Source organism: Streptomyces sp. NPDC031670, from assembly GCF_055580545.1.
Genome location: NZ_JBVILC010000008.1, coordinates 118890 through 139530 on the forward strand (window position 1 = coordinate 118890; position 20641 = coordinate 139530).

General features: G+C 70.0%; 21 protein-coding genes. 13 read left to right on the forward strand and 8 right to left on the reverse strand.

The features are described 5' to 3' along the window. Positions 1-78: 78 nt before the first annotated feature. The 10 genes from ACZ5ID_RS17145 (at position 79) to ACZ5ID_RS17190 (ending at position 7354) form a co-directional block, all read left to right on the forward strand. On the forward strand, positions 79-384 hold the full coding sequence (locus ACZ5ID_RS17145) for a WXG100 family type VII secretion target (protein WP_468898183.1): 306 nt from the start codon (positions 79-81) through the stop codon (positions 382-384). Then, complete coding sequence (locus tag ACZ5ID_RS17150; RefSeq protein ID WP_468898185.1) at positions 384-2069, forward strand: RNase A-like domain-containing protein; 1686 nt, start codon at positions 384-386, stop codon at positions 2067-2069. The genes ACZ5ID_RS17145 and ACZ5ID_RS17150 overlap by 1 nt, the downstream gene beginning before the upstream one ends. Positions 2070-2144: 75 nt before the next feature. Continuing rightward, positions 2145-2444, forward strand: coding sequence for an RNase A-like domain-containing protein (locus ACZ5ID_RS17155; protein ID WP_468898187.1), 300 nt, complete (start codon positions 2145-2147; stop codon positions 2442-2444). A gap of 8 nt (positions 2445-2452) precedes the next feature. Beyond that, positions 2453-3103, forward strand: a complete 651-nt coding sequence (locus ACZ5ID_RS17160; protein WP_468898189.1) for a contact-dependent growth inhibition system immunity protein — start codon at positions 2453-2455, stop codon at positions 3101-3103. A 1-nt stretch (position 3104) separates the two neighbouring features. Beyond that, positions 3105-4157, forward strand: coding sequence for a hypothetical protein (locus tag ACZ5ID_RS17165; protein ID WP_468898191.1), 1053 nt, complete (start codon positions 3105-3107; stop codon positions 4155-4157). Positions 4158-4306: 149 nt separating this feature from the next. Then, positions 4307-4828: an SSI family serine proteinase inhibitor gene (locus tag ACZ5ID_RS17170; protein ID WP_468898193.1), complete on the forward strand. Its 522-nt coding sequence runs from the start codon at positions 4307-4309 to the stop codon at positions 4826-4828. 132 nt (positions 4829-4960) lie between these two features. Continuing rightward, positions 4961-5452 (forward strand): fluoride efflux transporter FluC, encoded by a 492-nt coding sequence (locus tag ACZ5ID_RS17175; RefSeq protein ID WP_468898195.1) that lies wholly within the window; start codon positions 4961-4963, stop codon positions 5450-5452. Next, entirely contained in the window at positions 5449-5796 is a 348-nt protein-coding gene (locus ACZ5ID_RS17180) for a DUF190 domain-containing protein (protein WP_468898197.1), read from the forward strand. Before ACZ5ID_RS17175 ends, ACZ5ID_RS17180 begins: the two co-directional genes overlap by 4 nt. Then, positions 5793-6167, forward strand: coding sequence for a fluoride efflux transporter CrcB (gene crcB / locus ACZ5ID_RS17185; RefSeq protein ID WP_468898199.1), 375 nt, complete (start codon positions 5793-5795; stop codon positions 6165-6167). Before ACZ5ID_RS17180 ends, crcB begins: the two co-directional genes overlap by 4 nt. Continuing rightward, positions 6164-7354, forward strand: coding sequence for an MFS transporter (locus tag ACZ5ID_RS17190; protein ID WP_468898201.1), 1191 nt, complete (start codon positions 6164-6166; stop codon positions 7352-7354). The genes crcB and ACZ5ID_RS17190 overlap by 4 nt, the downstream gene beginning before the upstream one ends. 78 nt (positions 7355-7432) lie before the next feature. On the opposite strand, the gene ACZ5ID_RS17195 is transcribed toward ACZ5ID_RS17190, so the two are convergent. Further along, positions 7433-7858 (reverse strand): hypothetical protein, encoded by a 426-nt coding sequence (locus ACZ5ID_RS17195; protein WP_468898203.1) that lies wholly within the window; start codon positions 7856-7858, stop codon positions 7433-7435. Positions 7859-8177: 319 nt separating this feature from the next. On the opposite strand from ACZ5ID_RS17195, the gene ACZ5ID_RS17200 reads away from it, so the two are divergent. Further along, complete coding sequence (locus tag ACZ5ID_RS17200) at positions 8178-8762, forward strand: TetR/AcrR family transcriptional regulator (protein ID WP_468898205.1); 585 nt, start codon at positions 8178-8180, stop codon at positions 8760-8762. An 88-nt stretch (positions 8763-8850) separates the two neighbouring features. Continuing rightward, positions 8851-9828 carry a zinc-binding dehydrogenase gene (locus ACZ5ID_RS17205; protein WP_468898207.1) on the forward strand — a complete coding sequence of 326 codons (978 nt, stop codon included), beginning with the start codon at positions 8851-8853 and terminating at the stop codon, positions 9826-9828. Positions 9829-10201: 373 nt separating this feature from the next. On the opposite strand, the gene ACZ5ID_RS17210 is transcribed toward ACZ5ID_RS17205, so the two are convergent. From ACZ5ID_RS17210 to ACZ5ID_RS17240, 7 genes are all read right to left on the reverse strand, one after another. Next, positions 10202-10768: an RICIN domain-containing protein gene (locus ACZ5ID_RS17210; protein WP_468898209.1), complete on the reverse strand. Its 567-nt coding sequence runs from the start codon at positions 10766-10768 to the stop codon at positions 10202-10204. A gap of 378 nt (positions 10769-11146) precedes the next feature. Then, the gene (locus ACZ5ID_RS17215) at positions 11147-12577 is read right to left on the reverse strand and encodes a methylmalonyl-CoA mutase family protein (RefSeq protein ID WP_468898211.1); all 1431 of its coding nucleotides are present in this window, start codon (positions 12575-12577) and stop codon (positions 11147-11149) included. A gap of 11 nt (positions 12578-12588) precedes the next feature. Next, positions 12589-13896, reverse strand: a complete 1308-nt coding sequence (ccrA, locus tag ACZ5ID_RS17220; RefSeq protein WP_468898213.1) for a crotonyl-CoA carboxylase/reductase — start codon at positions 13894-13896, stop codon at positions 12589-12591. Continuing rightward, complete coding sequence (locus ACZ5ID_RS17225) at positions 13872-15479, reverse strand: amino acid adenylation domain-containing protein (RefSeq protein ID WP_468898215.1); 1608 nt, start codon at positions 15477-15479, stop codon at positions 13872-13874. The genes ccrA and ACZ5ID_RS17225 overlap by 25 nt, the downstream gene beginning before the upstream one ends. Continuing rightward, complete coding sequence (locus ACZ5ID_RS17230; RefSeq protein WP_468898217.1) at positions 15476-16132, reverse strand: FMN-binding negative transcriptional regulator; 657 nt, start codon at positions 16130-16132, stop codon at positions 15476-15478. The genes ACZ5ID_RS17225 and ACZ5ID_RS17230 overlap by 4 nt, the downstream gene beginning before the upstream one ends. A 113-nt stretch (positions 16133-16245) precedes the next feature. Beyond that, positions 16246-17529 carry a lysine N(6)-hydroxylase/L-ornithine N(5)-oxygenase family protein gene (locus tag ACZ5ID_RS17235; protein WP_468898219.1) on the reverse strand — a complete coding sequence of 428 codons (1284 nt, stop codon included), beginning with the start codon at positions 17527-17529 and terminating at the stop codon, positions 16246-16248. Positions 17530-17926: 397 nt separating this feature from the next. Continuing rightward, positions 17927-19192, reverse strand: a complete 1266-nt coding sequence (locus ACZ5ID_RS17240; protein ID WP_468898221.1) for an MFS transporter — start codon at positions 19190-19192, stop codon at positions 17927-17929. An 86-nt stretch (positions 19193-19278) separates the two neighbouring features. Here ACZ5ID_RS17240 and ACZ5ID_RS17245 point away from each other — a divergent pair, with 86 nt between their 5' ends. Further along, the gene (locus tag ACZ5ID_RS17245) at positions 19279-20481 is read left to right on the forward strand and encodes a GNAT family N-acetyltransferase (protein WP_468898223.1); all 1203 of its coding nucleotides are present in this window, start codon (positions 19279-19281) and stop codon (positions 20479-20481) included. Positions 20482-20641: the final 160 nt, after the last annotated feature.

Here is a 20641-nt window from a genome sequence, read left to right on the forward strand (position 1 = left end):
CCCGGCTCCTCCCGCACCGCCGCGCCCTGCCCCCGCCCCGCACCGCCCCGCCTCCCAGACTCCCAGGAGGGCCCCGCAATGTCCGGCCCCGACGATCACATAACCGTCCGCTTCAGCACCCTCCGCGAGTCCGCAGGCGAGTTGGAGGACATCCTCAAGCAACTCAACGAGAAGCTCGACGCGCTGTACACCCGTACCGAGAAGGTCGTGCTCACCTGGGACGGCGAGGCGCGTGACGCGTTCGTCGCCGAACTCGACCGGTGGGACCGCGACATGCAGGACCTCCAGGCCCGACAGGCCTGGCTCCACCACGTGGTGACCACGGGGCACGCCAACTACGCGGCAGCGCATCGGGGTGTCCTGCGGGGCTGGGGCGCGGCCTGATGACCGTTCCGGCCACCGTTCCCGCCGCGGGTTCACCCAGCGGCGGCTTCTCCGTGACGCCCACCAAGCTCTACACCGCCTCGGACGACATCGGTGTTCAGCAGGACCACTTCCACAAGGCCGCCGAACACTTCCTCGACGAGTTGGAGAAACATCCCGACTGCGGTGGATTCGGCACTTCCGCTCGGCAGTTCGCCGAGTCCTACACCAAGGTCGGCAACCGGCTGCTGGAGGTGTGGGCCAAATCCGTCGCCAGCATCGGCGGCGCCGCCGTCGGCCTCACCGTGACGGCGAACAACTACGCCGTCGCCGATATGGCCACCCTGCCCGCCGGTCCCTCCGGCAACATCGGGATCCCGCACCACCAGCCCCCGGCGGTCATCGACAGACCGCCGCAGTACCGACAAGTACCCGGACTCAAGTACGGGTCCCACGACGACGCCCAGGAGTTCATCGACAGCGCCCTCGAACACATCGAGAACGTCTTCCTCGTCGTGTTGCGCCCCCTGCTGGAGCACGCCTGCCGGTTCGGGAAAGCGGCCACCATCCTGCCGCTGCCCAACCACCAGCGGCTGCAGGACGTCGCCGAGGCCTGGATCGTCCCCGGCTCGGCGGCCGGCAATACCGACGGCAACCTGGTCACCGTGCTGGCCAGGATCACCGACCAGACGAACAGCGACTGGTACACCGCCATGCGCGAGTTCTCCAGCGCGGTATGGGGCACGACCGCGTGGGGAACCAACCGCGACGGCTACGTCTGGTCCCACGACCGGGCCAACAACACCGGTATGTCACATCCGGTCCTCGCAGTGATCGTCGACACCTGCAACGCGGTGAGCCAGGCCCTCCACGCGTACGCCCTGGCCGCCCAGGACGTACGGCACGACCTTCATCAGATCTACCGCAAGGCCGTACTCGACTCCCTCCCGCACCTCAATCTCGGCAAGCCCTTCTCCGTGAAGACGTGGAAGGACTTCTCCAAGAGTGTGGGCAGGTCACTCGAAGAACTCAGCGCCGGCATCGTCCTGCACCTCGACGAGCACGCGCTCAACGAGGCCGTCGAGGCCTACGACAACCGCGTCACCCGGCAGATACCGGAACTCAACCGGCTTATGGCCGCGCTCGACGAGGCCTTTCTGAGCGCCCCGGAGTTCCGCAAGGAGGAAGCCCGCGCCGAGGTGTTCGGAGCGCGCGCGCTCACCAAGTTTCAGGGGAACCCGATCTACACCGTCGCCGGAGACCACGAGAGCAACCACACCTTTCCGGTGGATCTCGCCAACCAGGAAGGGGTCAGCGGCGCCCATGTCGTCGACCGGCACGTCGGGCTGACCGACGAGCAGCTCGGACAACGGTTGCGGGACGCCCCGAGCCGCAACCCGAACGTGCCCGCCAGGGCCTCGACCTTCGTGGATCTCGCCACCGCCCAACGGCTGACCCAGGCCGTCCTGGACGACCCCGCCAACCAGCAGAAGCTCCAGAACTATCTGGCCAAAAATCCCGCGCCGCCGTCCAGTCGCGACCTCGGACTGACCTTCGCCCAGCCGACCGGTACGACCTGGACGGACGGAGACGCGACACCGCACCCGTCCATGAACGTCCTCGTCGTCATACGCCCCGTCCCGGGCGGCCACCCCCCGTACGTCGTCTTCACCGCCATGCCCTCCGATCGCCAGCCGCCGCCGTGAACCTGAAGCCGTACGCTCTCCGAACAGCCCCCGGACCACTGGGTACCGCCCCGACTCCGCGATAGGCAGCCATCTATGCGAACCCGCTCCGCCACATACACCGACCGTGCCACCGCGCAGTGGGCCACCCAGGCGGTCGTGACGCGCAATGAGCAGGTGATCCACCGCTGGCTCGCCCAATCCACACGGCAGCGGCTCACCATCGAGGCGGGCTGGCCCTCCCGTCCCGAGCCCGTCGGGCGCGTCCTGCTCCAGGCGATGATGCTGGCCGGGCGAGACCCGGTCGACGTCCGTGCCGCACGTGTCGTGCTGAAGCGCAGCGACACGAGTCCCCACGGTTTCACCGTCCACCACACGTTCCCCATCCACGTCTGAGGCCGACCATGCCCCTCAAGCCCTTCCAACACGACCGCCTCTACGGCGAGTTAGACGAGGTGATGCGCGCCTACCTGGGCATGTCCGCCGATGACACCCCGGAACGGCGCAGCCAGGCCCTCGACACCTATCTCCGCCACACCTGGCACACCCGCCCCTGGGCGTTGGCCACCGCCGAGTCCCAACTGCGCGAGTACGCCCGCAACCCGCCGGGGCGACTGCGGCAGCGCCTGGGCGAGTTCTACCCTGTGCCCGACACCGGTCGCCCCGGTGGGGACGTGCAGAGCTGGTTGCTGGTCCTCGCCGACCACGTGCGGCAGAGCATCGAGGAGGGCGAGCTGCCGCCGCCCGGCCCTCCCCTGAGCCACTGGGAATGGCACTCCCGCTTCCCCGAGCTCGCCCAACTGCTCGGCGGCTGGTTCTCGCAGGACATGGCCGCCGAGTTCGAGGATCACGACGCGGCGCTCCAGGACTACCTGGACAGTACCGACCGCTCCCTTATCGCCAAGGTCGCCGGGGAGGTCCACGAACTCCTCGCCCTCCACCTCACCGAGACCGACTACGCCGTGGCCACCGCCGAACTCGGGATGGAGGTCGACCCGCCGGCCCCGTACACACCGGCTGCCTGGCTCCACTCCATCGGTGACAGACTTTCCTGACATGGCACACCACTTCACCTGGGGCGAGGTCTTCAACCAGAGCGACCGGCTCGCGGACGAGCGCGACTGGGACGGACTGGTCCGGCTCTACGACGCCCTGGACGCGGCATGTGCCGATCCCGCGCGCCTACCCTCTCCCGAGGACGACCGCGAACTGCGGCAGTGCCGGGGCAGAGTGGCGCGGGTCGCCGTGGTCGAGCTGCCCGTCTCACGGGTGGCGGATGCCGCGCGGATCCTTGAGCGGGAGTTCGAGGACGGGCCGGCCCACTCGGGTGCTCTCTGGGAGGTAATGGCCCAGGTCCGGACCTGGCAGGAGGTCGGACCCCACTTGCGTCACCCGCTGTTGCGCCACCTTGTGGCACACGCACGCATCCTGCGCGGAGAAGAACTCTCCCCCTACCTGTCCTCCCCCGTCGGCGAGCCCGCTTCGCTCGAACCGGGCGCCTACGGTGGCGCGCCCTTGTCCCTCGCCGCCTGGGAGGCTGAGTTCTGGGACGCCGAGACCCATGCCGGTTCGGCGGGCCGGAGCGGTGGTGCCGCCGCCGTCCCCGGCCTGTCCGCCGTCGGGCGCGAAGGGCGCCTCCGGCTTCCCCGGGCCATAGGCGGCAGCGCGCCCACGCCGACCGTGCCCGAACCGCTGGTGCCGGGTGCTCCCTCGTACTGTTTCGTAGAGATCTCCGGACCTGTGCCGTGCGAGCCGGAGCAGGCCGTCGCCCGGTTCCTCCAAGGGCGCCCCGCCAGTGAGCGGCCCACGTACGCGACGCCGGTCGCCTTCGCCGCCGCGTACCCCGATCTGGTGCTGGCCCTGGGTGGCAGCAGTGCGTACGGGACGGTCGTCTCCCCCGCACTCGGCCGCATGGCCCTGTGGCGCATGCTCAGGGAGTTCGGTGGGCTGGACGCCATGGCTCCCGCGGCGGACGTCTCCGCCTTCGTCGCCGGACTCACCTGCCTGACGTGGGAGTTGGCCGACGACGAGATCTGGTTCGTCCACCTCGCCATGGGCGACGGACGTCAGGGTGTCAGCTGGATCATCGATGGACAGGACATCGACTGAGCTTGTTCTTCGACTGCGGCGGGCTACGGCGGTCCACGTCGTCTCCAGCAGCGCCCCGAGGGGCATTTCGAACGGGTTCGCCCGCCCGGGGATGACACGTTCGGATGAGCGGGCTCACCTGCGCGGGGCGTCCTGCCGACGCCGAAGACATGGCACATCTCTCTCCCTCCGCGAAGGCCCCTCACCGCCCTCCTCTCGCCCTGGTCGCACTCACGCTCGCCGCTGCCCTGGTTCCCGGCCCCGCGCACGCCGCCCCTACCGGTAACTGGCTCCAGCTCAGCACCACCACCGGCGACAGCCACGCCTCCAGCACCCGGGGCACCCTGCTCCAGTGCACCCCCACCCCCCAGGGGCACCACGCCCGCGCTGCTCAAGCGTGCGCGCAGCTCGACAGGGTCGACGGCGACATTCGCGAGATCCGCGAGCTCCGGGAGAGCCCCCAGCAGGACATCCCGTGCGACCTCAACTACAGCCCCGTCACGGCCGAGGCACGTGGTCAATGGAACGGGCACCCTGTGCACTACCGGGAAACGTTCGCCAACCAGTGCGACATGCACGCGCGGACCGGTGCCGTCTTCGCACTGGACAAGCCCGCCGTCCGGTTCCGCCCGGCGGCCACACCCGGCCCGCTCCCGTTCGCGGGCGGCCGACCGGGGGCGCTAGCCTGGTGACAGCGGTGATCCCTTGGGGTTGCCGCGCGGTGGTGGGGCCCGCCGTACCCGAACCGCGGCATCAGTGCCGCCAACGGTCCCTACTTGCGATGGCGTGTGCCCGGATGCGGGTGCCCTGCAGGTAGGAGACGTATGTCCAGGGGAGCCCAGCCGTCCCGGGTGGCCGCGGAGGCCACCGATCCCGATGCCGGTCTGTCCGAGCCCGCGCGGCGCCGTCAGTGGGCCCGGGGGCTCGCGCCGGTCGTGGCGGTGGTGTCGCTCGGCGGGATCATCGGGGCCTCGGCCCGGTACGGGGCCTCCCTCATATGGCCCATGCCGCCCGACGGCTTCCCCTGGACGACGCTGCTGGTGAACGTCGTGGGCTGCGCGGTGATGGGCGCGTTCATGGTGGTGATCACGGACGTGTGGGTTGCGCACCGGCTGGTGCGGCCCTTCTTCGGTACGGGTGTCCTGGGCGGCTTCACGACGTTTTCCACGTACGCCGTGGACATTCAGAGGTTCGTGACCGGCGGCCGGGCGCCGGCGGCTCTGGCGTACCTGGCTCTGACGCTGCTGGCGGCGCTGGCGGCGGTGTGGACTGCGGTGTCGGTGACGCGCCGCGTACTGGCGTGGAGGCGATCATGACCAGGCTGACCGGTCGTGCACTACGGGTGACGATCTTCATCGGTGAGACCGACCTGTGGCACCACAGACCCGTCTACACCGAGATCGTGCACCGCGCCCACGCGGCGGGGCTCGCCGGTGCGAGCGTGTTCCGGGGCATCGAGGGCTTCGGCGCCTCCTCCCTGATCCATACGCAGCGGCTGCTCTCGCTGAGCGAGGACCTGCCGGTGGCGATCGTGATCGTGGACAGCGAACCCCTGATCCGCGGCTTCCTGCCGCAGTTGGACGAGCTGGTCACGGAGGGGCTGGTGATCCTCGACGACTGCGAGGTCATCCGGTACGCCGGGCGGGAGAAGGCCGAGTGAACTGGTTGTTCGTGGTGCTGGGGGCAGCGGTCGGCGCGCCCCTGCGGTTCCTGACCGATCTGACCGTCCAGAAGAAGCACGACACCGTCTTTCCCTGGGGCACCTTCACCGTCAACGTCGTGGGGTGCCTGGTGCTGGGACTGCTCACCGGTGCGGCGACGGCCGGTGCGGCCTCCTCGCACCTGCGGCTGTTCCTCGGAACCGGCCTCTGCGGGACACTCACCACGTACTCGACCTTCAGCTACGAGACGTTCCGGCTGGTCGAGAACGGGGCGAAGTTCTACGCGGTCGCCAATGTGATCGTGAGTGTGATCGCCGGGCTCGGGGCGGTCTTCGTGGGTGTCGCCGTCGCCGAGGCCGTGTGGGCGTGACGGGGCAGGACAGGGCGCCCGCGGATATGCGGCCGTGGCGGTTCGTGGTCTGGTTCGGCATGGTCAGTCTCCTCGCCGACTTCGTGTACGAGGGTGCGCGCTCCATCACCGGGCCCCTGCTCGCCTCGCTCGGCGCCTCGGCCCTGGTGGTCGGTGTGGTCACCGGGGCGGGCGAGGCGGCGGCTCTCGGACTGCGGCTCGTCTCGGGCCCGCTGGCGGACCGCAGCGGCCGGTTCTGGGCCTGGGCGATCGCCGGATACGCACTGACCGTCATCACCGTGCCGCTCCTGGGGCTGGTCGGCGTGGTGTGGACGGCTTGCGCGCTGGTGATCGGGGAGCGGGTGGGCAAGGCGGTGCGCTCCCCGGCCAAGGACACCCTGCTCTCCTACGCCGCCGCCGCGACCGGGCGCGGGCGCGGGTTCGCCGTGCACGAGGCGATGGACCAGATCGGCGCTCTGATCGGTCCGTTGACCGTCGCCGGAGTGCTGGCGCTGACCCACGACGACTACGCACCCGCGCTCGGTGTGCTCGCGGCGCCGGGCGTCGCAGTGCTCGGGCTGCTGATGTGGCTGCGCCGACGCGTACCGGACCCGGCCGCCTACGAGCCGGCGGCTGCGCCCGGAGGGTACGCGGCCCCGGACGGTCGGCTTCCCGCCACGTTCTGGCGGTACGCCGCGTTCACGGCGGCCACCACCAGCGGCTTCGCCACCTTCGGGTTGCTCTCCTTCCACCTGGTCCAGCGCGGCATGCTCACGGCGGCCTGGGTGCCGGTGCTGTATGCGGGCGCCATGGCGACCGACGCGGTCGCGGCGCTGGCCACGGGTTGGGCGTACGACCGCCTGGGGCCACGGGTGCTCGCGGTGCTGCCCCTGTTGGCGGCGGCCGTGCCCGCACTCGCCTTCACCGGCACGCTCACCGCGGCGGTGCTCGGCGCGCTGGTGTGGGGCGCCGCGACGGGCATCCAGGAGTCCACCCTGCGCGCCACCGTCGCCGACCTCGTCCCGGCCGGTCGTCGGGCGACCGCCTACGGTGTTTTCGCGGGCACCGTAGGCGCAGCGAGCCTGGCGGGCGGGGCGCTGGTCGGCGCCCTGTACGGCTACTCGATTCCCGTAATGATCACGGTGGTCGCCGCGATACAGGCGCTGGCACTGGTTTTGCTGTTCACCACCCGCACCCGCGGCGCGTGACCCCGGTCAGAAGCCCGTCCGGTCATCACGCAAGCAGTCCCCGCGCTGCAACCTGGCCGGGCCGGCGTTTGGCTGGATTCATGCCATGCCCAGCCAGCTCTCCAGGACAGCCTCACGCTCACGGGACCGCAGGACTTCGGCGGGCTGGGTCTCGTTCCACCAGGTCGTCAGGACGGCAGGCGAGGACTCACCGCGCGTGAAGCGGGCGAGCAGCCCCAGCGAGAGATCAATTTCTCGCTGGGTGTAGGCGACCGCGGCGCCTGAGTACACGGGACACTCGACGCGGTCCCCCTCCGTCGTGGTGATGACGGCCGTCATCTCTGCCGGGCTGCCGGGAACCCACGCGTCCAGGGCCGCTGCGGCCACCGACAGTCCACGGGCCGCCCAGCGTACGAGCGTGGAGCGGACCGGCGCTTCCGTCACCCGCAGATCCATCACGGCCGACCAGCGCCACGCCTGTGGGTCGAGCCCGGTGATCCGTATCCCCACCGGGGAGAGCAGCACACCGGCTCCTCCCGGCGCGGGAGGCGTGCCCACATACACGCGCTCCCCACTGACCCAGAACAGGCCTATCGTGCTGCCCGTCCGCTCGGGCGCACGGGCAGGCGATGACGGTTCCACACTCAGCTCCATCTCGTTGGCCGCTACGCGGCGATCATGCCAAAGTATCCGAACATTCAGGTGCCGCGACAGGAGCCGTTGCAATCGCGCCACCAGGGCTTTTGCCGGGCGCGGCACATGCGGTCGGCCGCAACGGCAGTCGAACGAAGACGGGTTGGCGCCGGACCTTGTTCTTGAATAACCATTCATGTATTTTCGTGGCATGCCCCGACCGCGAGAGTTCGAGCCCGACGCCGTAGTGGACCAGGCCATGCTGCGGTTCTGGCAGCAGGGCTACCGGGCCACCTCCATCGAGGACCTGGTGAAGGCGACCGGGGTGAAGCCCGGCAGTCTCTACAGCGTGTTCCCCGGCGGCAAGCGCACACTGTTCCTGAAGTCGCTGGAGCGCTACTCGCAATTGATCGTTCCTCAGAAGCTCGGCGAGCTGGCAGCGCCCGGCGCCTCCCTGGCCGCACTGCGAGGCTACTTCGACGGATTGGTGAGCGACCTGCTCAGCCCGGCGGGCCGTCAGGGATGCCTGCTGGTCAACACTGCGATCGAGAACGCCGCCGAGGACGACCAGGCCGCCGTTGTCGTACGCGGCCATCTGGCCCGCCTGGAACAGTGCATGGCGACCGCCCTTCACAACGCCCGTGACGCCGACGAGGTGCGCCGTTCGGTGGACCCGGCCGCCAACGCCAAGCTGCTGGTCGCGACGTGCCAGGGGCTGATGGTCGTGGGCAAGGCCAATCCCGACGAGAAGGTCCTGCGCGCCATCGTCGACGCCGCGTTCGCCGTCCTCGACTGACGACTTCTCCCCCGATGGGCCACCGCGAGCGGTGGCTCTTTTTTCGGACCCGATAGTTGAATACCCATTCAAGAACGGAGCCTGATCCATGAAGGCCATCGTCATCTCCGCCTACGGCGCCCCCGAGATGCTGCACATCACCGACCTGCCCGACCCCGTACCCGCAACCGGAGAGGTGCTGATCCGGGTCAAGGCCTTCGGCCTCAACCACGCCGAGGCGTATATGCGCGCAGGCACCTGGGGTGATGTCGCGGCCGTCCCGGGGATCGAGTGCGCCGGACTGGTCGAGGCCGACCCCTCGGGCCGGCTCGCCCCCGGAACCCGGGTCGTGGCGATCCTTGGCGGCATGGGACGCACCCGGAACGGCAGTTACGCCGAGCTGGTCACCGTACCGGCCACCAACGTGGCGGCGGTGAACTCATCACTGGACTGGCCCGAGCTGGCGGCGGTTCCCGAGGTCTACGCCACCGCGTGGAACGGGCTGTTCGGCAACCTGGGCCTGCGCCCCGCCGAACGGGTCCTGGTGCGGGGAGCGACGTCCTCCCTCGGCCAGGCCGCTGTCAACCTCGCCGTCGACCACGGCGCGAACGTACTCGCCACCACGCGCAACCCCGCGCACGCCGCGCTCCTCAAGGAGCTCGGCGCCGAGGACGTCCTCATCGACGACGGCCACCTGGCCGCCCAGGTCAACGGAGACAACCCCGTTGACGCGGTGTTCGATCTCGTCGGCAACAGCGTCCTGCGCGACAGTCTGGCCACGGTCCGCCCTCGGGGCCGGGTCTGCCAGCTGGGCTTTCTCGGCGGCTTCGAGCCGGTGCGCGAGTTCAACCCGATCACCGACCTCCCCACCGGCGTCCAGCTCAGCTTCTTCGGCAGTGCCTTCGTCCTGGGCAGCCCCGACTTTCCGCTCAGCGACGTCCCCCTGGACGAGATCTACGCCAAGGTCGAGGCAGGAACGCTGCCCGCACGGCCGGTGCGGACCTTCCGCTTCCACGAGATCGTCGAAGCACACCGGATCATGGAGGCAGGTGAGGCGCTGGGCAAGATGACCGTCACCGTCGACTGAGACGGCCGCCCTCCGCTCGTCGCAGCTCGGCCACCCAGTCGGGAGCGCCAACGGCCGGGAAGGGGCGTGTTCGACCTCCCCAGGTCACAGCCCCTTCCCGGCCGGCCCCGCCCATCTACCCCGCCCACCCGAGTCCATGCCCACTCATCGCGGGCGTGGATCCGGCCGGCCAGTTCCCCTGCCATGACGTCGACATGGGGGGGGCCAGCTCGGCCTCCGCGGACCTGGGCGGCCTCAGAGTGGCGCCGCCGTTCATACGCCACCTGACGCATCCGTACCGCAGGTGCGGGGCGTCGACGACGGACCGGGCCGACGGGCTTACGAGCCGACGAGCCGACCGACCGTCCACATCGGCCGGCTCGCCGCAGGGTGGCTACTGCGTGTGCCACCTCTCGTATCTGACGGAGGCGTCACAGGTCGTCGTCTGCACCAGGGTGCCGTTGCCTACGCTGGGGGTGGACAGGCAGTACCCGCTCGACACGTTCTGCCAGACGTCGTACCAGCCGGAGGGCGGCCCATTGGGGTTGTCCGCGTAGAAGACGCGCCACTGCTGGCTGGTGTCGGCCGCGTTGCAGAACGCCATGGTGGCCGTTCCCGGTCCCGACGCCGGCGCGGTGATGCACCGGCCCGTGCGCTGGTTGGTGAAGGTGAACAGGCCCGTCTGGGTGTTGAACCCCTCCAGCCACTTCTGTTCACTGCCGCCAGTGCAGGACCACATCTGAAGCCTCGCGGCGTTCTCGGTGGCGTTGTCGAGGCAGTGGCTGGAGTTCCAGACGTTGATCGGGGTGAATCCCGCGGCCTGCGCGGGCGTGCCGGTCAGGCCGATCATCAGCACCGACAGTACGGCGGTGACGAGCGCGAGCAGGCCGCGCCGTCCGGAGCGGGGTCTGTTCCGGGTTGCTCGTTCGAGGACCACTGGCAGTTCCTTCCGGGTCGTCATGGTTCCCGGGGAAAGACGCCCCCGAGTGCCATGTGAGGGCAAGGGCGGTCGTCCAGGTGGTGCGCGGCACGCACGCTACTCGGAAGCGGAGAACCCCGACAGCGCCTGGACAAGGAAGCCGCCTGGTTCGTGGCCGGCGGGGTCACCTTCGTGTTGGCCGCACGGGCTCACCTGAGTGAGGTGGCTGATCGCCGGCCCGCCATGACCGCGGGCCTCGTCGGCGCCCTCGGCGCGCCGGCGCTGTCCGCCACAGCCGTGATCACAGGAATCGGATAGCAGGCCCCGGACTCGCTCGCACCACAAGCCGGCCGGCCCCCTACGGCCGATCTGCGCTCTCGCGTACGGGAGTGGTCGCGGCGCAGGTGTCCGGCGGCGCGGTCACTGAGCCCCCGGGGCCATCGCCTCGCGCATCTGCCCGATCGTGGCGCGGGCCCGGGCGGCCTCGATCAGCGTCGGCAGGACATTGGCCCCGGTCAGTGCCGCCTCGCGAACGGCCGCCAGCTCGACCCCGCACGGGCGGCGCTCTACGGCTCGTTCCACCGATGTCGGCACCTCGTGCCGTTCCCGTCGCAGCACCTCGCGCTCGGTTTCGGAGGGCAAGCGGTCTCGGACGCCCACCCGGGGTCCGGGGTCGTTGTAGGCCATCTCGTTGATCTCGGACTCCAGCCAGCCGCTGCGGATGCTTCCCAGCATGCCGCCATGGTCTTCGATCTGCCGCAGCCAGCCCTCCACATCCGTCGTCAGCTCGGCCACCAGTCGGTCGATCGTCTCCGAGCCGCCGAGGGGGTCGACGTAACGCGCGAGGTCGGTCTCCTCCGCCAGGATCTGGTGGGTACGCAACGCGATACGTGCACCCAGTTCTCCTGGCGTCTGATACGCCTCGTCGAAACTGCACACATGCAGCGACTGCACACCGCCCAGCACCGCCGCCAGCGCCTGGAGCGTCGCCCGGACCACGTTGTTGAGCGGTTCCTGGTGCGCGAGCGCCGAGCCGAAGGTGTTGACCTGGATGCGCATCCGCATCGCCCGCTCGTCGGTGACGCCCCAGTGTTCGCGCAGCCGCCGTGCGTACAGCGAGCGGGCCACGCGGAACTTGGCGGCCTCGGCGAACAGTTCCATGTGTGCGCCGAAGATGAAGGTGAAGCGGCGAGCCACGTCGTCCGCCTCCATGCCGCGGTCGAGCATGCCCTGAAGGTAGGTTTCCGCGTCGGCGATGCCGCACGCTATCTCCAGCGGGCGGCTGGCCCCCGCCTCGCGGGCGTGTCCGCCGGACAGGGACACGGGGTTCACCCGTGGGAGGTGGCGCATACAGTGCTCCAGCACGTCCAGGGAGTACCGCATGCTGGTGTCGAGGTCGAAGACGCAGGCCTTGCGGGCGAGGAACTCCTTCAGCATCTCGTTCTGCAGCGTTCCGCGCAGCCGGGCCGGGTCGACCCCCGACTCCTCGGCCACCACCACCCACATGGCCAGCAGCATCGGCGCTGTCGCGTTGACGGTCATCGCCACCGAGACCTGGTCGAGCGGGATGCCCTTGAACACGGCGGCGAGGTCGTCGACCGTGGCGATCGAGACCCCGGTACGGCCGACCTCGCCCTCGCTCCGGGGGTCGTCGGGGTCCAGGCCGAGCTGCGTGGGCAGGTCGAAGGCCAGCGACAGACCGGTCTCCCCCAGGTCCAGAAGGTAGTGGAAGCGTTCGTTGGTGGAAGCCGCGCTGGCCAGGCCCGCGAGCTGCCGCATGGTCCACACCTTGGTGGTGTATCCGGTGGGGTGGATTCCCGCGTCGTACGGATACTCTCCGGGCCGTGCCATGGCCGCTCCTCTCAGACCCGCAGCGGAGTGATGGCCGCCTCGCCCAGTCGGTCGCGCAGTGTCGTGTCGGTGACACCGAGGCCTTCCTTGGGGGCCAGGGCCAGCACTCCGACCTTGCCGATGTGATGGTTGTTCTGCACCAGGCGCGCCGCCTCCGGGGCCTCGGTGAGCGGATAGGTCACCGACAGCGCGGGATTGACCCGGCCCAGGGTGATGAGCCGGTTCACTTCCGCCTGCTCTTCGAGGTTCGCGCCGTGGCTGCCGATCACCCGCTTCAGCCGCATCCAGAGATAGCGGTTGTCGAATTCGTGGTGGTAACCGGTGCTGGAGCCGCAGGTGACGACGGTGCCGCCGCGCCGGGCGACGAAGACCGAGATACCGAACGTCGCCCTGCCCACGTGTTCGAAGACGATGTGCGGGTCCTCGCCGACGGCTTGCCGGATACGTTTGCCGAGCCGCTTGCCCGCCGCCGCGGGATCGCCGTGGAGGTCCAGTTCACGCCGGTCGATGACGTGGTCGCAGCCCAGCCGCCGGGCGCTGTCCACCTTCTCCTCGGAGCTGACCACGCCGACCGCGATACCGCCTCCGTTGCGGACGAACTGCGCCGCGTAGGCGCCGAGGCCGCCGGTCGCCCCCCAGATCAGGACGACATCGCCCTGTTTCATCCGGGCTCCGCGGTCGCTGACCAGCATGCGGTAGGCGGTACCGGCACACAGCGGGTTCGCCGCGGCCTCCTCCCAGGTCAGGTGTGCGGGCTTGGGCAGGAGCTGGCTGGCCCGGACGACCGCGTAGTGCGCCAGACCGCCGAAGTTGGTCTCGAAGCCCCAGGCGCGCTGCTCTCCGCCGAGCATGGCGTCCGCGTGGGTGGCCGGCTCCTCGTGGTCGACGTGCGCCGTGGCCACCACGACGTGGTCGCCGACCGACCAGCGGCGCACACCGGCACCCGTGCGGACCACCACGCCGGCCGCGTCGGAGCCCAGCACGTGGAACGGCTGGTCGTGGCGGGCCGCGTCGCCGCCCTGCCGTCCGAACTGCTTCAGAAAGGCGAAACTCGGCACGGGGTCGAAGGTGGCCGACCACACGGTGTTGTAGTTGATGCCGCTGGCCATCACCGCGATCAGCGCCTCGTCCGGCGCCAGCGCGGGCATCGGCACCGCGCCGACCCGCAGCGAGCGTCGCACGTCCTTGTCGTCGACACCCTTGAAGATGTCGGCGTCCTCGGCACGGGTGTGCACGGCGACGTACTCGGCGGGGAGCGGTAAGTGCGCGAGTTCCTGCCCGGACACGCCGTTGACTACGGCCTCGGCGAGCGCGTCCATGATGACCCCATTCCCTGTTGGCGGTTACGGATGTCCGCGGCGATCAGTTCGGCCACGGCGTCACGATCGGTCTTCCCGCTCGGCGTGCGCGGGAGGTCGGGCAGAATGCTCAGCGACAGCGGTACCGACGCCTCGGGCAGTACCTGGCGCAGGCGCTCCAGGACGGCGGGCCCATCCGGTGGTGGCCCGTCGGGCGCGGCGGCCACGGCGGCGCGCAGGATTCGCGTCCCGGTGCTCGTCTCCACGGCCACACACGCCGCCGCTTTGACCCCGGGCTGGCTCAGCAGGTGCACGTCGACCTCGGTCAGGTTCACCCGGTACCCGCGGATCTTGACGTCGTCGTCGATCCGGGACAGGAACTGCACCACGCCGTCCCGGAGACTCACCAGGTCACCGGTGCGGAAGACCCGCGTGTGGCCACGCGGTGTCGGGTCGACGGTGACGAACCGCTCTGCGGTCAGCTCGGGTCGACGGGTGTAGCCGAGGGAGACGGGCAGACCGGCGACGAGGAGTTCACCCGTGGTGGGGGTGTCTTCGTCCTCCGGGTCGACCAGCAGCTCGCAGCCCGGGAGCGGGACGCCGATGGGTGGCAGCGCGGGCCACGTCCCGGGGTCCTCCGCCAGGACGTACGAGGACACCATGGCGGACTCGCTCTGGCCGTAGTGGTTGACGAGCCGGGCGTTCGGCAGCCGCCGGAACATCGCACGGATCTGCTCGGTGGCCACCAGTTGCTCGCCCGCGGTGTTGACTTCGACGAGCCGGACACCGCCGAGGTCGGGGGTGGCCTCCACCACGGTGGCCAGCATCTGCAGGGCCACGAAGGGCAGGAAGAGCCGCTCGATCCGCTGCTCGGCCAGCCAGTCCAGCAGACCCACGGGGTCCCGGCGCAGCCGCTCGGGAACGATGACCACGGTGCCGCCCCCGCGGAGCGTACCGAGGACTTCCTGGAAGAAGACGTCGAAGTTGAGCGGGGCGAACTGGGCGGTCCGCAGGTCCGGGCGGGGTGAGTGCGCGGCCTGCCACTGCACCATGTTGTCCAGGCAGCTGTGCGGGATCGCGACGCCCTTGGGCCAGCCGGTGCTGCCCGAGGTGTAGATGGAGTAGAACGCCGTGTCGGCATCACAGGCGACCGGCTCCCGTGCGGCGAGCTCGTCCTCGGAGTACGCCGGCGTGTTCGGGGCGGGTATCGCCAGCGGTGTGGCCGCGCTGTCCAGGGCGGGTGCGGTCCCGTGGTGGAGCAGAACCTTGGCGCCGCTGTCCTGGAGCATGTACTGCAGCCGCGACGCGGGGTACTCGGGGTCGAGGGGAACGTAGACCGCGCCGAGGAGGGTGACTCCCAGCATGGCCGCGACGATGGCGGCGCTGCGCTCCCCCGTGACGGCGACCGGATCTCCCGGCGCCACGCCCTGCTCGTCGAGCAGGAGGGTGATGCCCCGGGCCCAGCGAAGGAGGCCGGTGTATGTGATGTCGTTCTTTCCGTCGGCGACCGCGATCGCGTCCGGCTGTGCGGTGACGGTCCTCAGCAGAGCGGTGAACAGGCAGGGAGGGTTCGACTCCCCGCCCCACAGCGACGCGGTGGTCACGCCTCCTCCTTGCCGCTCGGGCCGTTTGCGTGGCAGCGGATCAGCTGGGCCAGCCGCGGGTGGTCGCCGTGGCCGTTCTCGAAGCGGTGGACCACCCGCTCCCGCACCTCGGCGTCCTTCTCCTGGCTGAGCTTGAACATCGCATCCACCTCCTCGACCTCCAGCCGGAACGCCCCGACCCCCGGCAGGATCTGGCGGAAGTAGTCCAGGGACGAGGTGGGATCCCACGCGTCGCCCAATGAGCCCTCCAGGTGTCGCACCGTCGCCAGGATGATCCGCAGGGTCTCCTCCCGGTCCAGTACCGGACGCAGTCGCCCGCGTACGTGGACGGAGACGAAGTCCCAGGTGGGCGCCGCGGGGTCGACGCCGTAGACGGCCGGGGTCACATAGGCGCCCGGTCCCTGGAAGACCAGCAGCGCCGGCGAGCCGTCGGCGAGTGCGCGCCAGTGTGGGTTGGCCCTGTTCATATGGCCCCACACCTCCGAGCCGGTCAGCGGCGCGTCATGCGGTGTGTCGGGGGCGAGCAGGGCAGGCAGGTGTGTGGCGTACGGGAACGGCTCGCCGTTGGTGGTCAGTGTGGCGAGGGCGTGCTCTCGGATGATGCGGCGCGGCCACTCGTCGCCGTCGACGCGGTAGATCTTGGGGACGAACACGAAGGCCGCCTCTCAGCGCCGCGTCGCGGCGGTGCCGGCGGCGCAGCGACCTGCCGGTGCGACCACGCACTGGGCGGCCGTGCCGAGTTGGTCGGTGTGTGGGGTGCGGCCGGTCACAGGCATGCCTCCAGCGCCTCGGCGATCTCCCCGGCGCGCACTGCCGTGTTGGACAGCAGGCTGGACGATATGCCGTGGCTGTGCTCGGTGGAACCTTGCAGAAAGATGGCGGCCTCCACGTCGTCGGTGGTCTGTATGCGGTAGTCGCGGCCGACTCGGAGGCGTCCGCGTTCGTCGCGCAGGCATGCGCCGCCGAGGTCACCGAGCAGCGTCAGGGGATCGCCGGGGCGGTAGCCGGTGGCGTAGATGACCGCGTCGGCCTGTACGGCCGTCCGCTCGCCCGTCGGCAGGAACTCGATGTCTACACGCACGTCGTCGGGCCCGGCGGTCTGTTCGCGCACCCGGGAGACCTTGTGCAGATGCAGTCGCCGGGTTCCGCTCAGGCCCTCGCGGTAGACCCGGTCGTACAGGTCGCGGATGAGGTCGTCGTCGACGACCGAGTAGTTGGTGTTGGCATGGTAGCCGGAGAGCATCTCCTTCACCTGCTCGGGCGCGCCGAAGTACTCGTCGCGGGCGACCGGGTCGAAGATCTGGTTGGCGAAGGAACTGTCGTCGGCGACGCTGAAGCCGTACCGCGCGAAGACGGCGTGCACCTCGGCGTGGGGAAAACGCTCGTGCAGGAAGCCGACGGTTTCCGCGGCGCTCTGCCCGGCTCCCACCACGACGAATGTCCGTGGCTCGCCCGTCGCTATCTTCTCCGTCTGGTACAGCAGGTCAGCGCTGTGCCAGACGCGGTCCGTGGCCGCGACCCCGTCGGGCAGGACCGGTTCCAGCCCGGAGGCCAGGACGACGGTACGCGTCCGCACGGTCGACAGCGTCCCCTGGCAGCGGACGACCAGGTCGACTGAGCGGGTGACGCCACGCTCGTCCTTCACCGGCCGCAGCGCGATCACCTCGCTTCCGTAGGCGACCCGGTCGGCGAGCTGCTCGGCCGCCCAGGCCAGGTAGTCGTGGAACTCGGTACGCAGCGGGTAGAACGACTTCCTGTTGAGGAAGTCCATCATGCGGTTCTTGGCGTGCAGATAGGAGAGGAATCCGAATCTGCTCGTGGGGTCGCGCGGGGTGGACAGGTCCTTGAGGAAGGGCACCTGCATCGTCGCACCGTCGATCAGCATGCCGCGGTGCCAGCCGAACTCCCGCTGCTTCTCGAAGAAGCGGGCCCGGACCGCGCCGGTGCCGGCGCGTTCCTCCAGGGCGATGGCCAGCGCCATATTGGCGGGGCCGAAGCCGATCCCCACCACGTCCGCCGTCAGTTCACCGGGCGCTGACTCGCCTGCCATCGGTGGTACCTCCATGGTCTCAAGGGAGTAGGAGCGCGTCGGGCCGGACGGCCGGTGCTCCCGTGCGCTCGTACCGTGCGCCCGTTCCGGACATGGCGAGAGGGTCAGGAAGAGGCACGTGGCCGCGCGGATGTCCGTCCCCGCCGCGGGTGGGTCTGGTGTCCGTGGGACGGCTGGACTGCGGAAGCGGAGCGGAATGTGGACGCCGACACGTGCGCTTACCCCCTCGTTCGCGAACCGGGCACCGGCGCGGGAAGGAAGGGGTCGCCCACACTTCCGTCCCCCGCGGTGCCTCATCCTGCCGAAGTCCGAGGCTATGGGCAACGGCCAAATCGCCATGCACGTACGGCAGTTACGATCTTCTGGTGCGATGTCGACCGCTGAACCCGGGTCGCCCTCAGGACCGGCCGCCGCTCCGCAGGGGCTGTGGGCTGAGGATTTCCGGGGTCGGCATCGCCCGGAGCCGAACGGCGTAGTACCAGGTCGACAGCGCCAGCACCGCCACCATGAAGATCAGCATCGGCTGGTAGCCGACCGCCGTGATCGTGGCGGAACCGAGCGCGATGAACGCGGTCTGGGGCAGGCTGATGAGCGAGTCGGCCACGGAGGAGACCCTGCCGAGCATCGCGTCGGGAGACAGTCGCTGCACCTGGGTGTAGAAGCCCACGATGACCGGGGCCACGCCGCCGCCGATCAGGACGAACCCGGCGATCGCGCTTACCGGCGCCGGAATGATCAGGGCGGCGAACCCGGCCACGTACAGCAGCAGGCCCCACAACAGCAGACGCTGGGCGCCGAGCCGGTCGACCAGCCGGACGGTGACGATCCCGCCCGCGATGGCCCCGACGGCCTGGCAGGTGCTCAGTACGCCCACGAAGGCGACGGAAAGATGCAGACCGTGGGAGACGAGGGCGAACACCGTCGGCTGGATCAGACCGAAGACGGCCAGCACGCCGACCAGCGTGAGGGCCGCCTCCCGCAGCGGGAGGCACTGCCACATGAAGCGCACGCCCGTGCTCATCTGCCGCGCCAGCGGCTCGTCCCGCTCGTACTGCGGCTTGGGGTCCTCCACGGTCACGAGCCAGACGCACACGGCCGCGACGAGGTACGTCGCCGCGTCGATCACCACCACCGGGGTGGCGCCCCAGGCGGTGAACAGCGCGGTACCGGCGACCGGCGCGCACAGCCGGCTGGCTTCCTTCAGGGTGCGCAGCTTCGCGTTGGCCCGGCCGACTCCCTCCATCCCGGCGATCCTGGGCAGCATCGCACTGCCGGCCGCGGCGTGCAGGCTGGAGCCGAGCCCGGAGAGCAGCAGGACCGTGTAGATGAGCCAGACATCGTCCCGGGTGTGGGCCAGCAGCGCGAGGCACATCGTGGGGGCCATCACCAGATTGATCGTGATCAGCAGACGGCGGCGCCGCACACGGTCGACCACGACGCCGAGAAGAGGGGCGATCATGCCGGGCGCGAGGTAGGCGAGGAACGTCATGCCGGCCGCGCCGTCGCTGCCCGTCAACGTCTTCACCCACAGGCCCGCGACCAGCCAGAGCGCGCAGTCACCGAACAGCGAGAGGCTGACGCCCGACAGCCACAGAACCAGATTTCTTCTGCGGTGTGTGTCGGACTCGTCCCGCGAGGCTTCAGTGAAGATCCGAGCCGCCATACTATGGCACTCTAGCGCATCGGCATACGCCAACTCCCTTGCCCCGTACGGCCCGAAAGGCCCACTCCCCCTGGAAGGGCGGTTCCGTGGACCGCAACACCGAGACGTCCGCCGAGCTGGACGCGGCGTGCACCGCGGCGGTCTCGGTCGACGAGATCACGCCCGCCGACTGGGACGCCGTGGCCGCCGGCTCCTCGTTCTTCGCCTGCCACAACTGGCAGCGGTTCCTCGAAGAGCGGCTCACGGCCGACATCCGGTACCTGCTGTGGCACGACAGGCAAGGACGCCTGGTCGCCGCGCTGCCCACCTACGCCGGCGGCCCCGATGTGCTGCCGAGGCCCTTCACGCTCAGTCATGTCATCCACGCCGAGGCACAGGTCCCCGAGGGGTACTGCGTCCTGGGCGGGGCGGCCTACGGTTACCACAACGACGGCCCGCTCATCCGGCCCGACGTACCGCCGTCGCAGCGAACGGCGCTCGCCAAGGCCATGGTCGGCGAGTTCCGGACCTACGCCCGCTCGGTCGGCGCCGACCACACGGCGTTCCTGTGCGTGCCACAGGACCGGCTCACCGAGCTCGCCGCCGCCGGCTACGGACACTCCTCGGTGGCTCTGCTGAGCACCGTGGCCACCCTCGACCTGCCGGACGACACCTTCGACGACTATCTCCGTAGGCTTCCGGCCCGCCGCCGTTCGGAGATCCGCCGTGAGCGCCGTATGTTCCACGACAGCGGCCTGACCTGGGGTCCTGCCGCGGTGCCCGACGACTTCGACGAGATCGCGGGGCTCATCGCGGCCACCTACGAACACCACGGCTATCCGCCGGTCGATCCCGCGGGGATCAGGGAGAACCTGGAGGCGCAGGCCCGTATCTTCGGGGCGGACATCCTGGTCCTGGTCTGCCGGGACCAGGGGCGTCTCGTCGGCGCGGTGAGCGGGTTCGCGCACGGAACGCGATGGGTCGTGCCCTGGCTGGGGCTGGACTACGAGGTGGCGCGTCGCACGGCCCTCTACTTCAATCTGGGCTACTACCTCCCCATCGAGCACGCTCTGCGGCGCGGCGCGACGACCATGGACTTCGGGGTGAACGCGCTGCACGCGAAGGTCCTGCGCGGCATGACCATCGAGCCCAAGTGGGCGCTGGTCGAGCCCTCGACGCAAGGAGAAGCAGGCTGGTCCGCGGCCGTACGCGAGCACAACCGCCACCACCGCGACGCGTTCCGTGCCGCCAACGGAGAGTCCGCCTACGACCTCCTCACCGCCAAGTGGAGTCCGCAGGCAGCGATTTGATGTCGCATCAGCCGTCGACCCCCACCGGTGGCCATGTCTTGGCGCGGCCCCGGATGACGGCTATCTTGGGCCGCATGGTGGAGATCACCCCGGAGACCCACGGTCTCCCGATGGCCCGCTCCTGCCCCTTCCATCCGCCCGATGAACTGGGCCGTCTCAG

Coding starts and splice junctions, on each gene's coding strand:
- ACZ5ID_RS17145 (WP_468898183.1), top strand. CDS start 79: ATGTCCGGCCCCGACGATCACATAACCGTCCGCTTCAGCACCCTCCGC.
- ACZ5ID_RS17150 (WP_468898185.1), top strand. CDS start 384: ATGACCGTTCCGGCCACCGTTCCCGCCGCGGGTTCACCCAGCGGCGGC.
- ACZ5ID_RS17155 (WP_468898187.1), top strand. CDS start 2,145: ATGCGAACCCGCTCCGCCACATACACCGACCGTGCCACCGCGCAGTGG.
- ACZ5ID_RS17160 (WP_468898189.1), top strand. CDS start 2,453: ATGCCCCTCAAGCCCTTCCAACACGACCGCCTCTACGGCGAGTTAGAC.
- ACZ5ID_RS17165 (WP_468898191.1), top strand. CDS start 3,105: ATGGCACACCACTTCACCTGGGGCGAGGTCTTCAACCAGAGCGACCGG.
- ACZ5ID_RS17170 (WP_468898193.1), top strand. CDS start 4,307: ATGGCACATCTCTCTCCCTCCGCGAAGGCCCCTCACCGCCCTCCTCTC.
- ACZ5ID_RS17175 (WP_468898195.1), top strand. CDS start 4,961: ATGTCCAGGGGAGCCCAGCCGTCCCGGGTGGCCGCGGAGGCCACCGAT.
- ACZ5ID_RS17180 (WP_468898197.1), top strand. CDS start 5,449: ATGACCAGGCTGACCGGTCGTGCACTACGGGTGACGATCTTCATCGGT.
- ACZ5ID_RS17200 (WP_468898205.1), top strand. CDS start 8,178: ATGCCCCGACCGCGAGAGTTCGAGCCCGACGCCGTAGTGGACCAGGCC.
- ACZ5ID_RS17205 (WP_468898207.1), top strand. CDS start 8,851: ATGAAGGCCATCGTCATCTCCGCCTACGGCGCCCCCGAGATGCTGCAC.
- ACZ5ID_RS17210 (WP_468898209.1), bottom strand. CDS start 10,768: ATGACGACCCGGAAGGAACTGCCAGTGGTCCTCGAACGAGCAACCCGG.
- ACZ5ID_RS17215 (WP_468898211.1), bottom strand. CDS start 12,577: ATGGCACGGCCCGGAGAGTATCCGTACGACGCGGGAATCCACCCCACC.
- ccrA (WP_468898213.1), bottom strand. CDS start 13,896: ATGGACGCGCTCGCCGAGGCCGTAGTCAACGGCGTGTCCGGGCAGGAA.
- ACZ5ID_RS17235 (WP_468898219.1), bottom strand. CDS start 17,529: ATGGCAGGCGAGTCAGCGCCCGGTGAACTGACGGCGGACGTGGTGGGG.
- ACZ5ID_RS17240 (WP_468898221.1), bottom strand. CDS start 19,192: ATGGCGGCTCGGATCTTCACTGAAGCCTCGCGGGACGAGTCCGACACA.